A 14,547-nucleotide genomic window follows, 5' to 3' on the forward strand; every position below is an offset into this window, starting at 1 on the left:
CACGTGCTTTGATGCACGGAATACAGCTCGGTCTCTTGCGTCCCATAGTTGATTCACGCTCCGATGGGATAGCAGAATTTCCATCGAGTCAGCACGCTCGGTGAAACAGGTCACCAATTGAGAGTTGCAACACAGCTGGGTTCGCAAATAGGGCTGTCCAAAACACAGACGGTCTATACGGTTTCGAGGCAGAGTACCAGGGTCACCTGACCCGTGGGTAAATGACGACAAAATCTGTATCTTTAGAATCACTCATAACAAGTAATTGATAATACAAGAGTCAGACTCATCCAGACTCTTTCTTTCGGATTGACCATCCACGAGAGGTTTTCTGACAACTTACACGAAGGAAATCTTGAAGCCGACGTATCCGTAACGAAGTCAACCGTCTCGATCGCATTTTTGCGTGTTTGGTCACCTCTAGACTGCCACCGCGTCACTATCGGAAAATCGGAAACCACCCACTTCCGCTTATTACCGTGGAACGAAAACACGACCAGTAATGATTCGGGATGCACGTGTCCTTCAAGCCGACTTCGTTCCCAAAGAGATTGTCCACCGTGATCCCGAAGCGACCCAGCTTTCGAACGCATTAGAGCCAATCACCCGCCATGAACCTGCCGAGACAGCATTCCTGTTTGGTCCGTCGGGCACCGGAAAAACCTGCTTAGCAAAATGTATGCTTGAACGGCTTCGCCAGGAAGTCATCAACATCGAACACCAGTACGTCAATTGCTGGCAGAACTATACCCGCTTTCGGACGATATACCGGATTTTAGAAGGCATTGGACAGACGCTCGACGTACACCGTCAATCAACGCCAAAGGACGAACTGCTTGAACGACTCCGGCAGTACGACGGCCCACCGTACGTCGTCATCCTCGACGAAGTCGATCAACTTGAGGATATGAACGTCCTCTACGACCTGTACACGCTGTCAAACATCTCGATGGTCCTCATCGCTAACCGCGAAGAAGAGTTGTTCGCACAGATCGAGGATCGACTCGCCAGCCGGCTCATGAACTGCACTCGCATCCAATTCGACAAATACGGCACCGACGAACTGGTTGCAATCCTGCAGGCTCGCGTCGATCGCGGGCTCGCTACCGACGCGACCGCTCATACACAACTCGAACGAATCGCAGACGCTGCAGCCGGTGACGCCCGCGTGGCGATCGGTATTCTCCGGAACGCTGCCCAACAGGCCGAGCGAAACAATGCCGATCGGATCACCCATACAGCGATCACTAATGCGATCCCAGACGCCCGAGCGGAAGTCCAACAGCGAACCGTCGAAACACTGACGCCGCATCAACAGCAACTCTACGAGATCATTACTGACACGGGCAGTATTGCCCCGGGAGCGTTATACGAACGGTACTGCGAGGAGGTTGCGGATCCAAAGACGAAGCGCACAATTCGAAATTACCTCTCGAAGCTGTGCCAATACAACCTCATCGTCGCTGACGGCGAGAATCGCGGGCGCACATACCGGCCAGTTTCGGAGTAATATCCTCCATACCACTGAAGTCGTGAGTTTTCTCCTCGACATCTGTACCTGTGAGTTTGGGAGGAACTGGGCCCACTCACGCGATCGACTGTGTCTGTAATACTCCAAGGAGTTCATGAGAGCCATATAATCGGAAATTCCGGAAACGACGCGCCACGACTTATTCAGCACGTCTGTCTCTTTCGAAGTATGGAATCAGTCACTGCCAGCCAAGCAACACCAACACTCCCGTCGCTCAGCACCGATTGTTACCTACTCGACACAGACGACGCCGCGATCGGCCCGTTACAGTCACTCGTCCTTGATCACCTGTTACTGCATGAGCACACCGCGTACTGGGTTGACGCAGCAGGGCACGCACGGACAGACACGCTGGCCCGCCTCGCACCGAGCACGCGGCTGTTAGATCGGATTCAGGTCGCACGTGGATTCACCGCCTATCAACACGCGGCGCTCATTGACCGCGTCACCGATCGACTCACGGCGGACACATCACTTGTTGTCGTCCCAGCGATCGATGCGATGTATCGCGCCGAGGATAGCCACGGCGTCGATGCTGAGCGACTGTTCCGATCGGCTGTCTCAACACTTACTACACAATGTCGTGCGTCCGAGACGCCACTGCTCGTGACCTGCCAGCGTCGGGATGAACTCACGGCACCACTTGCTCGTCAGGTTGAGAAGACGCTTCGGTGTGAGACGACACAGTTCGGACCCCGATTTGTTAGCGATCGCTTCGAAACGCTGGTGTACCCATGTACTGATGGGAGCGTCCAAACAACGCTCGCATTCTGGGCACACGTCCTCACGCAGCGGGCAACCGTTGCAGCGACCGACCACCAGGAGGTGCTGGTCCATGGGTCGAACTAACCCGACCTACCGAGACACGGTTCGGGCCGTCGAACGCCGATGGGATAATTTCAAGCGCGCGCTTCGTCGCTACGACCAGCCACGCTTTGAGCGGCTGTTCGAATACGCGCAGACGCACGCTGATGCTGGTGGGTATCTGAATCACGAAGAGCCGTTGTTTTCGATACTGGTCTCTGTCGATCTCGAACAGGAGAAACGACTCGACGAACTTGAAGACCGCATCGCTACGCTAGAAGCAAAAGTCGAAACCAACCGCGAGTAGTCGGGTCTCATGCCGTACAAATTCGATTATCACAACGGCGACGTTGTGGCGTGGACCGCAACTAGCGACGGGGCAACCGCAACACGAATCGACTCGTATACACCGACGATCTACGTCGGTGCCGATGAACACGAGGAATTGGCAACCGCCAAACAACACCTCACTGAACTCCCTGCGGTCAGTCGGACGACCGTTGAGCAGTGGCGCACTGGCTTTCGACATGACGAGGAGGCTGTGCTTCGGGTCGATATCGAACACATTGATGCAGTATCCGATGTTGCCAGCACAATCGCCGGATGGGGAACGCCCGGAACCTACAGATTGTACAACGTCGATCTCACACGTGAGTTCCGCTTCTGTCTCGAAACCGAGCAGGACCCAGTCCCTGATCGGTCACTCCGAACCGTTTCGATCGACGCACCGACAGCGCAACTCGCCCGCGAGCACCTCCAATCCATAGCCGTCGATGGCGACACCGTCGAGGGCGAGACGGAAATTCTCAAAACGATCACTGAACGACTCGAAACGATCGATCCACACGTGCTGAGCCTCTCCTCAAGCCGGCTCGTTCCACAGCTATACGAACTGGCCGATCAGTGTGGCATGGAATCGTTCGATCTCGGCCGGCTGGCCGGATACGACACGCTAGCCGGGCAATCGACATACGAAAGCTATGGGCAGGTCGGGCATTCACCAGCCCGCTACAACGTACCTGGCCGGGTGATCGTCGATCGGTCAAACACGTTCATGTGGACCGAAACAAATCTTGCGGGCTGTCTGTACTTGAGTGAACAGTCCGGTTTACCACTGCAAGAGTTAGCGTGGGCCAGCATCGGGCGGATTCTGACGGCCATTCAGATCAGCCACGCCCGCGATCGGAACGTCTTGGTGCCGTGGCATTCCTGGCGTCACGAGCGATTCAAATCCATGCGGCAGCTTCATGACGCGGACCGTGGGGGATTCACACTTGCTCCCGATGTTGGGGTACACGACAACATCCACGAACTCGATTTTTCGAGTCTCTATCCGAATATTATCGTTACCCGAAACATTAGTCCCGAAACAGTCCGGTGTGAGTGTCATCCCGATCCTGCGGACGTGCCTGGGCTCGGCTACAGTATCTGTCCGGAACCCGGATACCTCCCTGACGTGTTGGAACCGCTTATCGAAGACCGTGATGCAATGAAGCGGGAACTCCGTGAGACGGACGACCCACAACGGCGTGCTGCACTCAACGGCCAATCAAGCGCGATCAAGTGGATACTCGTCTCCTGTTTCGGGTATCAAGGCTTCTCGAACGCGAAATTCGGCCGGATCGAATGTCACGAAGCAATCAACGCCTACGCACGTGAAATCCTTCTTGCAGCGAAAACCATCTTGGAGTCGAACGGGTGGCAGGTCGTCCATGGGATCGTTGACAGCCTCTGGGTGACGCCACAGCCAGATACCAGCCAAACGTCTATCGACACGCTTTGTGAGATGGTCACTGCTGAATCTGACATTCGATTAGAACATGAAGCAGCGTATGACTGGGTCGCATTTGTTCCACAGCGGAATAGCGACACCGGAGCGCTGACAAAATACTTCGGGCGATCAACTGACGGCGAGTACAAATATCGTGGCATCGAGTGTCGCCAGCGAAGCACGCCGACATTTATCAAACAAACCCAGCGTGAACTCGTCAAAACACTTGCTGAGCACAAAGACCCAGAACGTGTCTGTGAATTGCTCGCAGCACGGCTCGATGAACTTCGATCAGGAACGATTCCAACAGATGACTTGCGTGTTGAGATTCGCGTTTCAAAATCTGTCGACGCGTATACGCGGAATACACGTGTCGCTGCCGCAACCGCTCGTGCGAAACAACTGGGGTGTCCGAAACAGCCTGGCGAGCAGATCTCATTTGTCGTTGTAGACGATGATGTATCCACCGTCGATCGCGTGCAACTAGCGTTCGAACAGCCCGAGACGTATGATCCGGAGTTCTATACGACACAGCTGTCTCGAGCTGCTGAAAGTGTTCTGTCCCCGCTCGGGTGGACTGAACAGAAGATTCGTTCGTATCTTTCCGATCGGACAGACACGAGTCTTGTTCGGTACTACTCGTAGTGACGCACCATGTCCGGAAGTATATGTATCCCGCCATCCGTACTCTCAAGTGATGCTTCGGGACGCACTCTCGGCACCCATTCGCGGCCGAGATTCGTTCGGGACGACGGTGATCGGCAGTGTGCTCGTGGCGATCGGTATCGTGCTTGCGATCGCATGGATGGCCGCGGCGGCCGTTGTGCCGTTCATCGCGGTGATTGCGCTCCCGATTGTCGCGTTTCCGATTCTCGTCAGCCGAGGGTACCGGCTCCGCGTCATCAACGACAATATGCAGAATCGTCCCGAAACACCGTCGTTTGTCGGATGGGGTGGGCTCGCACGGGGTGGGCTCGGGTCAATTGTGTTGTCGGGGTTGTACCTGCTTCCCCTCGCCGCATTTACGCTGTTTGCTGGTATCCCCATTGTAACATACGCGATCTTCGGGTCTGCATCGAATCCGACAGGGCGGCTACTTGCGACGATCGCCGCTGCGCTCGGTGGGCTGTTCATGATCGGCTATCTGCTCGTGTACGCGTATATTCGGCCGGCAGCCGAGACCGTCTTCGCCTCGACAGGTCGGATCAGCGCGGCGGTGTCACCAAAACGTGTGCTCTCGGTGGCGCTCACCGGACGGTTCACGACAGCCTGGATCGTTGCTGTTGGCGTGTTTCTCACCGGGACGATCGTCGGCATCCTGACGTTTCCGTTGCTTGTCGGCACCGTCGTGTTGTTTCTCACCGGCACCGTCGTCGCGGCACTGATCGGGTCGGGCGCATCGACAGCCGCCACGCCGGCGACAGCCGCAGGAGGTGGCACGTCCGAGGAGCCAACCAGGCCACAGCCGGACCGATCGCCAGCGCCGATCACGACCACCCCAACTGTCCTTCCTGACGGAGACTGGCGGCCCACGGAGGCACCAGCCGACGTACAAGTTGGCCGATCGGCGCCACTGACCGAAAATGACCCTCTGGCTGTGTTCGAGCCGGCAACGCTGATTGATCCCGAGCAGCCGTCCAGGGAGGTCGGATTTCAATGGGGGCAGATAGAAGACGACCGCGGATACGAGCATCTCGAAGATGATCGCGGACACAACCGCCTCGAAGACGACAGCGGCCGCGACCACCTCAAAGTCGATCGAACCGAAGCAGACGGGTAACTGTTCTCGTGGCTGCGCGCAATCAACTGTGCGAACCGAAGCCACAGAGACAACGGTTTAATCCCGGCAGCCAAAGCGATCCGTATGCGCATCACGAGCCGCGGTCGTGGCGAGGAAGGCACTGAGCGAATCACGCTCGTGCCCGAAACCGTCGACGATCTCTGGCACCTTTCGCACGTGTTAGAGCCCGGCGACCGCATTTCGGGAGACACGACCCGGCGGATCCAACGTGACGACGACCACATGCGTGACACCGGCGGCCAGCGCGAGCCAATGTCCGTCACGATCGAGGTCGAAGATACCGAGTTCGCGCGATTTGCGAACCGCCTGCGTGTCGGCGGGCTCATCGTCGATTGCTCCAGAGAGGACCAACTCGGCCACCATCACACCCTCAACGTCGAGGAGCGCGAAGAGATCACGATCGAGAAGCACTTCAAACCCGATCAGATCGAACGCCTTGAGGAGGCCGAAGAAACCGCGGACAATCCCGACGTTGCGATCGCGACCGTCGAGGAGGGCGAAGCGTACGTCCATCTCGTCAAAGAGTACGGAACCGAGGAATACGCCTCAATCACCCGGCCAACGGGCAAAGGCGAGTACGCCCGCCCGCGATCGGAGCTGTTCGGCGAACTCGCCTCGGCGCTGTCGCATCTGGATCCCGACGCAATCGTACTCGCCGGGCCGGGGTTCACCAAACAGGACGCCCGCGACTATATCGAAGAGAACGCCCGTGAGTTGACCGATCGACTCACCGTCGTTGACACGTCGAGCGCAGGCGATCGCGGGGTCCATGAGGTACTCAAACGCGGGGCAGTCGACGAGATCCAGGCTGAAACGCGGATCGCCCGCGAGGCCGAACTTATCGACGAACTGACTCGCGAGATTGCCCAGGGCGCGAAGGCGGCCTACGGCATTGACGCGGTCAAAGAGGCCGCAGAGTTTGGGGCCGTCGAAACGCTGTTGCTCGTGGACGATCGACTGAGACAGGAACGACAGGGCGACGGCGACTGGAATATTGACGTCAACGAGATTATTGAGACAGTCGAACAGCAGGGCGGTGACGTGACCGTCTTCTCTGGCGAATTTGCGCCGGGCCAACAGCTCAGGAACCTCGGCGGAATTGCCGCAATCCTTCGATACAGACTCCAGTGAGACAGCGACGATGACAAACTCAACACCACGTGACGATCGCTCCGGCGACGACACGACAGAGGATAGTTGGATCACTGACGACGATATGCCCACCGAAGCAGAACTGTGGGAGCGACGAGCTGGCAACGACCCAGCACCACCGACGGAGGATCCCGATTCGTCATCCGAAGACGGCCCACTCTCGTTGACCGGCCGGATGGAACGCTGGCTCGAATACCTGTTCAACAGCGGCGTCGAGCTCTCATTTTTGGGCTCGTTCGGGCTGTTGATCCTGTTTTTCACCCCGCCGCTGTTGTCGGTTGACGGGATTTCGTTTTCCGGCCTGGTGGCGATCGCCTCGGGATCGACGTGGCTCGGACTCTTCCGGGGCGGCTACATTGATGTCGGAGAGTTTCCGGGATATGGGAACTTCGCGAGCGCGCCAGTCCGGTTTGCCGTATATAATGTTGCGCTCGTTGGCGGGACCTATGCGGGTGCGTACTGGTGGGACGCACAGTCGTCGCTCCTATTTGCGATCGTGTTTCCAGCGGTCATCACTGGAGTCGTGATTGCGTCTGTTCCGCGGCTCACGTGATCGCGGTCACCGGTGCGTATACAAAAGCGGATTGCCGTCTTCGCTGGTGCTTACACACAGGTCCATTACTTCCGAGAGCGAGAGGCTCGTTGGGTCCTGCTTGCAGACGATGAGATAATCGAACGGATCGCCGCAGGCCGGACAGGCGATCGCCGTCGTGTTCTGGTAGGTCGCCATCATCTCGTTTTTCTCCCGCGGCGTGAGGTAGCTCACCAGTTCGTCGGGGGTGTCCATTTCCTCCATGACACTCGAAAGCTCTCTCCGAACAATCAAAAGCGTTCGGCCCCCAACAGCATGCTCAAAACACCCGACCAACAACAGCGCACGGCAAACCATCGGCCCCGACAATTCACCCTGTGCCGTTACCTGTCGGGGTGTTTATTCGCTCGGGGTGGCTACCTGCGCCCGTGTCCGATCGCCGAAAACGCTGTACTGCCTGCGGGGAGTCGATCCCTGCGTCTGCGAAGATCTGTCAACACTGCAAGTCGGTCCAGCCGTCGAACCTCTTGTTGTACGGCGCAATTTTACTTGGTGTGTTTTGTCTCCTCATTGGCGTCCCGATCGCGCTGTTTGCGGTTGGACTCGGCCGGCTGGTTGGGTTTCTCGTCGCCATATTCGGGCTAGCACTGATTTTCGGCGGGTACACAGCCTATCTCGATCGGACCGCAGGCCGCGAATTATAACGGACCGAAAACGGGCACTGGCAATCAGTCGATCGGCTCGATCGACGCTCGCCGTCCGTCGAGTACCCCAAACCGATCGCCGCGCCGCTTTTCGAGCCAGCCGAGCAGCCGTTCGGCCCACCGGAGCTTCTGGGCTTTCATCGGATCGACGTCGGGATCGTCGAAATCCCAGCCGACGAACGTGAGCCGATCAGCCCCGAATGCGTCGGCGAGAAACGCCGCGCGATCGCCGTCGGTGAAGCCTCCGAAGTTGTACACACCCGTCGTGGGTTCTGCCTGTGTCGTTGCAAGGACGTTTGCTGGCGTCGCCTCTGGAAACCACGAGCGTACCGTCGGGATGTTGTCGCCGTGAGCGTGTGCGGCGACGATCGTTCCCGCGTGAGTCAGTGCCGCGGCGGTATCGTTGTTCTTGTCGAGGTCAGTGACCATCAGGTCGACCTCGTAGCCGGCCGCACGAACCACGTCAGTAGCCGTGGAGGCGGCGATAACGGCATCGGCGTCAGCCACACGATCGACCGAAGACGAAAGCGACGGGGCAGCGCCGACGATCGCAACGCGCGCGCCGTCGAGCCAGGAGAGTCGATCGTGGTCGAACTCAGTCGCAAACGTCGCGGCGACGTCACGCGCTCTCTCGTCGGCCGATCGATCGAACCCAAAGTCTTCGAGGATGAGTTCGTAGACTGGTTCCCACTCGTCGAACTGCATCGTTACTCGAACTGTGCGGCGAGCCGAGTGAGTAGTCCTGCCGCCGGATTCGTGTCCTCGATTGCTCCGGCTAGCGATTGAATCGCCCCAGGCGTCCCGAACAAAAGCGCTGCGTCGGTTCGATCGCCGGCGACAAACCGAACCGCAGTTCCCGTCGTGGCCGCCGAAAGCTCGTCGCGCGTCTCGGGCGAAAATCCGGAGAGCTCGAAGACGCGGGTTACCGTGTCTGCGGCAGCGTTCGGATCGCCGCCGAGACGATCGAGGTGTCTGTTTGCCTCGCGGGTCGTCGTCACGTCGAGCTCTTCAATCGTCCCCTCGTCGCTGGCCGTTCGCGTCCGATTGCGGGCGAACTCCGCGCCGATCAACGCGGCGTCGCGGGTCTCACGAACGTCGTGGGTTCTGATGATGTGTGCGCCCCGCTCGACGGCCATCGACGTCGCCGCCAGCGAGACCGCAAGCGCCTCCTCGGTGTCGCGGCCGGCGACGCTTCGGAGGAAGTTCTTGCGGTTGATCGAGACGAGGATCGGCTGGCCGTAGCCGCGGAACTCTCGCAGCCGCCGAAATGTCTCGCGGTCGTCCTCGATCGTCTTCGCCTCGCTCCAGCCGCCGAAGGCCGGATCAACGATCGTCTTGTCGGTGAGCCCGTTCAACGACAGGGCCTCGTAGATGTCGTCGACATCTTCGACCGCCCCGGGCCGTTCGAGATCGGGCGGGGAGGCCATCTTCGCGACGGCGACGTCGTACTCGCGGCAGACCTCGGGCATCTTCGGATCTGCAAAGCCGCAGATGTCGTTTACCATGTCAAATCCTCGCGAGAGTGCCTCTTCGGCGACCTCGTGGTACCGGGTTTCGATCGAAAAAATCGCATCCCCAGAGACGCTTTCGATCGTCTCGATCGCCGTGTCGAGGCGATCAAGCTCGCCCTCTGCAGAGAGCACCTCGAACTTCTTGTTGGCGGACTCAAGTCCCACGTCGACGATATCCGCGCCCTCGTCGATCAGCTCGCGATCGACGTATTCAGCAGCCTCCCCGGCACTGTTGAAAACGCTCGGTTTGTACGGCGATTCCTGTGACACATTCAACACACCCATGATTCGAGGCGGGTGATCGTCACCGATTCCCAACCCTGCCGCATCCACGTTTCGCATGTATCGTAATTTAGGTGATACAGACACATAGACCGTCCGATCGGGCACCCGTTTGGCAGTGTCACATGCGGTCAATCTCGACATAGCCAACCCACACGGCTTTTATTTGCAGACGGACAAACTCCGAGTATGAGCAAGGTGAGCGTCGGGCTTCGCGGGTGGCGTTTCGAGGAAGCCGAGATATTCGACGAGGAGGGCGAGTTCAAACCCTTGGCGGACATTCCCCAGGACCCACGTCAGCGGCTGATCCGGCTGACAACGCTTCTGAACAAGCCGTGTGACGTTTGTTATCTGATTCACGGCGAGGAGGAGATCAAACGCTGCAACGAGGCCGCGATCGTCTATGGCGAACCGATGGGAGAGGTGGTTCTCTGTGAGCCACACGAACGTGAGTTTCTCTACTGGTTCCAAGAAGCCGGCGGCCGCGAGTACAAAGGAAGCGAGGAGCTCGCCGACGCCTTCCACGAGTGGTACGCCGCAGGCAACAGTGCTCCGGAGGGGTACGGGTCCGTCGAACACGTCGATACCGACCCAGCGGGCGTTCCCGAACCGCCGAGCCCAGAGGAGATGGAAGCACGGCTCAACGAGGGATTCGAACCCGAGCGCATCGACATTCGCGAGTACATGAGCGACGAAGAGCGCGCGAAAAGAGACATGCGCAAGGAGGATGCAGTGACCGACGAGGACCTCGCAGAACTCGATCTCACAGCCGACTATCCAACGAAGCAATGAGCGAGGGTGCCCGACCGAAGCCCGCAGTGGTCGTCGTCGACGCACAGACACCGGGAAACATCGGGACGATCGCCCGCGCGATGAAGAACTTTGGGCTTTCGGAGCTGTTGCTCGTCGACCCGCCAGCGCTTGACCCGGACGGCGAAGCCTACGGATTCGCCGGCCACGCCCGCGAGGACGTCCTCCCGAACGCCAAGGAAGTCACATTTGAGTCGGTCGTCGAGAACTACCACACGATCGGCTGCACAGCGATCACCGGCGAGGACAGCCGCAGGCACATCCGGTATCCGTTCAAGACGCCGGTCGAACTCAAAGAAGACCTGCGGACCCTCGACGCCGAAACTGCGCTGGTTTTTGGTCGAGAGGGAATCGGGCTAACGAACGATGAGCTGGCGCAGATCGACCAGATCTGTTCGATCCCCGCAAGCCAGGAATATCCCGTCCTGAATCTCGGACAAGCCGCGACTGTCCTGTTGTACGAGCTTCGGGAGCTGACCGTCGAGGAGACACAGCTTCCCGACGCGGCCCAATCACGTGCAGAGGAAGCCGATATCGAGCGGTTCTACGGCTACCTATCGGCGTTTCTGGACGCACAGGGGTACAACGATCGCAAGCGCGAAAAGACAACCCGACTCTTCCGGCGGCTCATCGCCAGAGCCCATCCCACCGATCGCGAGGTCCATACCCTCATGGGCGTGTTCCGCCGGGCGAACGCACAGCTCGACCATCGCCGCGAACTGCTCGAAGCGTATGATGAGCCAGACAAACTGAGCAGCCAGACAGATCCCTGAGATGGCTACCACTACCGATCGGCCTGCGCTTCGATCGCTCGTTGAATCGCTCCACGCGGAGGCGACTCGGACGAATGAGCGACGACTGCTTGTCCTCTGTGGAGACCGATCGGATTGTATCGACGCTGCCTACACCGCAATTGAGGCGGCTGGCGCGGCCAAATCGGACGTCACACTCGTTACGACCGAAGAGGGATTCAGATACGATCGCGTCCACCCCGATCGATCGACCCAGTTACTCGGCCAGACCCGCGAGATCGTCGTCCTCGACTGTCACGATCGGTGGTCACCGAACACGATCGGCCGAACCGTGGGCGCAGTTGACGGTGGCGGGCTGTACGTGCTGTTGACACCTCGGTTTTCGGACTGGTCGAACGAGACCTCTGCGCTCGCCGCAGGACTCACCGCGCCGCCGTACGAACTCGCAGCTGTGGGCGACAGAACCCAATCGCGGGTGATCGAGACGGTTCGCACCCATCCGGGAGTTGCGATCGTCCAGTTGGACGAATTAAATACGCCGGGTTCAACAGACGAGGGTGGTAGCGACGAGTCTGGGGAGGCCTCGACGATCCACCGCGACGGCTTGACTGGTGGGAGCGGGGTCCCGTCGCCGTCTCCGCCGGGCGTACCGCGAGGCAGTTCGTTCCCCGACGTCGTGTACGAGACCTGCGCAACACGCGACCAACGCCGGGCGGTTCGATCGCTCGAACGCCTCAGCGGTCCAGGAAACGCCTGCGTGCTCGAGGCCGATCGCGGCCGCGGGAAGTCGACAGCCGCTGGACTCGCCGCGGGGGTATTCGCCGCAGACGGTCGAACCGTACAGGTGACTGCCCCTGATCGATCGAACGCAGATACCCTCCTGGATCGCGCTCAAGAAACCCTCTCAGCTCTCGGCGTCGACTACGAGACAGCAGACGCCGATCGCCAGTCGGTGATCGACTGTGGTGGCGATCGCGGGGTAATTCAGTTCGATCGACCGACCGATGCGATCGAACGGGCGGCCGAAGCAGACGTGCTCCTCGTCGAAGAGGCTGCAGGACTCCCCGTCCGAGTGTTGTCGGCGCTGTGTACTGCCGACTCGATCGGCTTTCTCACGACGATTCGTGGCTACGAAGGGGCTGGCCGCGGGTTTACGGTTCGGTTCCGCGATCGCCTCGACGAGAGCGCCTATGCGGTCAGGACCGTCGAACTCACGGAGCCGATTCGCTACGCGGCCGGGGATCCGATCGAATCCTGGAGCTTTCGGACGCTGTGTCTCGATGCGAGTCCGACGCCCGGGTCGATCGTCGCTGGGACCGATCCAACGGATGCAACGTACGAACAGCTCACGCAGGCGCAGTTGGCGAGCGACGAACGGCTGCTCCGGCAGACATTTGGGCTGCTCGTCGACGCACACTACCGGACGACTCCTGATGACCTCGGGCGGATGCTCGACGGGCCGAACCTGTCGGTTCGGGCGTTCACGATCGACGGCCACGTCGCCGCGGTTGCACTGCTCGCCGCCGAGGGTGGACTCGACGAGGAAACAAGAGAGCAGATCTACCGTGGCGAGCGAACCCGCGGCCACCTCGTTCCAGAGCTCCTGACAAGCCAGCTTCGAGACGAGGAAGCAGGCGTTCCGACGAGCCAGCGGATCGTCCGCATCGCGACACACGCCCAACTCCGGGGTGAGGGCTTTGGCTCTCGGCTGCTTTCGGCGATCGCCAGGGAGTTCGAATCCCGCGTCGACTACCTTGCGGTGGCTTATGGCGCAACACCGCGGCTGCTGCGCTTTTGGATCAAGAACGGCTACCGGACAGTCTACCTCTCTGCGACCGAACACGACACTAGCGGCGAGCACTCGGCAATTATGCTCCGACCGTGTTCGAGCGCCGGAGAGGCGTTGGCCGATCGCCACAGCGAGTGGTTCACGAGTCAGCTCCAAAGTAGTCTTTCAGGGCCGCTTTCGACAGTTGACCCGGACGTAGTTCGCTGGACGCTCCGGTCGGTCGACGGTTCGATCGACCCTGAACTTACAGATCGTGAGGAACGATTCGTCGCTGGCATGGCTTTCGGTCCAGGAATGTACGGGGCAGGGCCGACGGGCTTTGAGACGCTCGCGCTGGCCGAACTCGCGGACCCCAGCGGCGATCTGGATCCCCGTGAGGAGCGACTGCTCGTCACAGTGGTCTTACAGGGCCGATCGTGGGAAGCGGCGAGTGAGCTGCTTGAGTACAACAGCCCCGGTCACTGCATGCGATCGCTCGGTCGGGCCTACAGGCCGATCGCCGAGCGCTTCGGAGGCGAACTAACGCGAGCAGAACGGAGGCGATACGAATGAGTGGGTCGCTTGTCGTCGGAACCGTCGGAGGGATCGACCTCGTCCTTGCGGCTGCGATCGCGCTACTCGCGTTGGGCGTCGTCGGCAGCGTGGTACCCCTGTTGCCCTCTGGGTTACTCTCGCTGAGTGGACTCCTCGTCTACTGGATCTGGGGCAACGGGCTGGTTCATCCGGTCGTGTTGGCGGCGCTTGCGATCGCTGCGCTCCTCGCTGCGGCACTTGAGCATCTCGGCGGGCCACTCGCCGCGAAGGCTGGTGGCGCGTCGAATCAGGTGATGGCTGCGGCGGCGATCGCCGGCTTCTTGCTGTTTTTTGTCGCCGGGCCGATCGGCGTTATTCTCGGTGTGGTGGGGACTGTCTTCGGGATCGAACTGTCTCGGGGCACGGCGATCGAAACCGCGGCGAAACGAGGCGTCTATACCGGCCTCGGCATCCTTGCGTCGACAGTCATGCAACTGCTCATGACCGCAGCGATCCTTCTAGGCTTCCTTCTCGCCGTCGTTATCTGATCGCCGCTCTCCTCAGCGGATTATCACTTTTATCACCGGACCACCAC

15 protein-coding genes are annotated in these 14,547 nt (G+C 59.6%); 12 read left to right on the plus strand and 3 right to left on the minus strand.

Annotated elements, in window-relative coordinates:
• The first annotated feature begins 502 nt into the window (after positions 1 to 502).
• The 7 genes from E5K03_RS05300 to E5K03_RS05330 all read left to right on the plus strand — a co-directional run bounded on the left by E5K03_RS05300 (position 503) and on the right by E5K03_RS05330 (position 7,612).
• Positions 503 to 1,510 (plus strand): Cdc6/Cdc18 family protein, encoded by a 1,008-nt coding sequence (locus E5K03_RS05300; protein ID WP_138005320.1) that lies wholly within the window; start codon positions 503 to 505, stop codon positions 1,508 to 1,510.
• 189 nt (positions 1,511 to 1,699) lie between these two features.
• Positions 1,700 to 2,380, plus strand: a complete 681-nt coding sequence (locus tag E5K03_RS05305; RefSeq protein ID WP_138005321.1) for a hypothetical protein — start codon at positions 1,700 to 1,702, stop codon at positions 2,378 to 2,380.
• Positions 2,367 to 2,642, plus strand: coding sequence for a hypothetical protein (locus E5K03_RS05310; RefSeq protein ID WP_138005322.1), 276 nt, complete (start codon positions 2,367 to 2,369; stop codon positions 2,640 to 2,642). Before E5K03_RS05305 ends, E5K03_RS05310 begins: the two co-directional genes overlap by 14 nt.
• 9 nt (positions 2,643 to 2,651) lie before the next feature.
• Positions 2,652 to 4,751, plus strand: coding sequence for a type B DNA-directed DNA polymerase (locus E5K03_RS05315; protein WP_138005323.1), 2,100 nt, complete (start codon positions 2,652 to 2,654; stop codon positions 4,749 to 4,751).
• A gap of 52 nt (positions 4,752 to 4,803) precedes the next feature.
• Positions 4,804 to 5,886, plus strand: a complete 1,083-nt coding sequence (locus E5K03_RS05320) for a DUF4013 domain-containing protein (protein WP_138005324.1) — start codon at positions 4,804 to 4,806, stop codon at positions 5,884 to 5,886.
• A gap of 84 nt (positions 5,887 to 5,970) precedes the next feature.
• Positions 5,971 to 7,038: an mRNA surveillance protein pelota gene (locus E5K03_RS05325; RefSeq protein WP_138005325.1), complete on the plus strand. Its 1,068-nt coding sequence runs from the start codon at positions 5,971 to 5,973 to the stop codon at positions 7,036 to 7,038.
• 10 nt (positions 7,039 to 7,048) lie between these two features.
• Positions 7,049 to 7,612, plus strand: coding sequence for a hypothetical protein (locus E5K03_RS05330; RefSeq protein ID WP_138005326.1), 564 nt, complete (start codon positions 7,049 to 7,051; stop codon positions 7,610 to 7,612).
• A 6-nt stretch (positions 7,613 to 7,618) separates the two neighbouring features.
• Here E5K03_RS05330 and E5K03_RS05335 read toward each other — a convergent pair whose 3' ends face one another.
• Positions 7,619 to 7,846 carry a DUF7385 family protein gene (locus E5K03_RS05335; RefSeq protein ID WP_137199302.1) on the minus strand — a complete coding sequence of 76 codons (228 nt, stop codon included), beginning with the start codon at positions 7,844 to 7,846 and terminating at the stop codon, positions 7,619 to 7,621.
• 173 nt (positions 7,847 to 8,019) lie between these two features.
• Here E5K03_RS05335 and E5K03_RS05340 point away from each other — a divergent pair, with 173 nt between their 5' ends.
• On the plus strand, positions 8,020 to 8,295 hold the full coding sequence (locus E5K03_RS05340; RefSeq protein WP_138005327.1) for a zinc ribbon domain-containing protein: 276 nt from the start codon (positions 8,020 to 8,022) through the stop codon (positions 8,293 to 8,295).
• A 24-nt stretch (positions 8,296 to 8,319) separates the two neighbouring features.
• Here E5K03_RS05340 and E5K03_RS05345 read toward each other — a convergent pair whose 3' ends face one another.
• Together E5K03_RS05345 and folP are read right to left on the minus strand one after the other, a co-directional pair.
• Positions 8,320 to 9,000 carry a 6-hydroxymethylpterin diphosphokinase MptE-like protein gene (locus E5K03_RS05345; protein WP_138005328.1) on the minus strand — a complete coding sequence of 227 codons (681 nt, stop codon included), beginning with the start codon at positions 8,998 to 9,000 and terminating at the stop codon, positions 8,320 to 8,322.
• A gap of 2 nt (positions 9,001 to 9,002) precedes the next feature.
• The gene (folP, locus tag E5K03_RS05350) at positions 9,003 to 10,148 is read right to left on the minus strand and encodes a dihydropteroate synthase (protein WP_138005329.1); all 1,146 of its coding nucleotides are present in this window, start codon (positions 10,146 to 10,148) and stop codon (positions 9,003 to 9,005) included.
• Positions 10,149 to 10,277: 129 nt separating this feature from the next.
• On the opposite strand from folP, the gene E5K03_RS05355 reads away from it, so the two are divergent.
• The 4 genes from E5K03_RS05355 to E5K03_RS05370 are packed head-to-tail and all read left to right on the plus strand — an operon-like array spanning position 10,278 to position 14,500.
• Positions 10,278 to 10,880 carry a hypothetical protein gene (locus tag E5K03_RS05355; protein WP_138005330.1) on the plus strand — a complete coding sequence of 201 codons (603 nt, stop codon included), beginning with the start codon at positions 10,278 to 10,280 and terminating at the stop codon, positions 10,878 to 10,880.
• Complete coding sequence (locus E5K03_RS05360) at positions 10,877 to 11,671, plus strand: RNA methyltransferase (RefSeq protein WP_138005331.1); 795 nt, start codon at positions 10,877 to 10,879, stop codon at positions 11,669 to 11,671. The genes E5K03_RS05355 and E5K03_RS05360 overlap by 4 nt, the downstream gene beginning before the upstream one ends.
• 1 nt (position 11,672) lies before the next feature.
• On the plus strand, positions 11,673 to 13,991 hold the full coding sequence (tmcA, locus tag E5K03_RS05365) for a tRNA(Met) cytidine acetyltransferase TmcA (RefSeq protein WP_138005332.1): 2,319 nt from the start codon (positions 11,673 to 11,675) through the stop codon (positions 13,989 to 13,991).
• Positions 13,988 to 14,500 carry a DUF456 domain-containing protein gene (locus tag E5K03_RS05370; protein WP_138005333.1) on the plus strand — a complete coding sequence of 171 codons (513 nt, stop codon included), beginning with the start codon at positions 13,988 to 13,990 and terminating at the stop codon, positions 14,498 to 14,500. The genes tmcA and E5K03_RS05370 overlap by 4 nt, the downstream gene beginning before the upstream one ends.
• Positions 14,501 to 14,547: the final 47 nt, after the last annotated feature.

This window comes from Halalkalirubrum salinum (assembly GCF_005543295.1).
Taxonomy (GTDB): Archaea; Halobacteriota; Halobacteria; order Halobacteriales; family Haloferacaceae; genus Halalkalirubrum; species Halalkalirubrum salinum.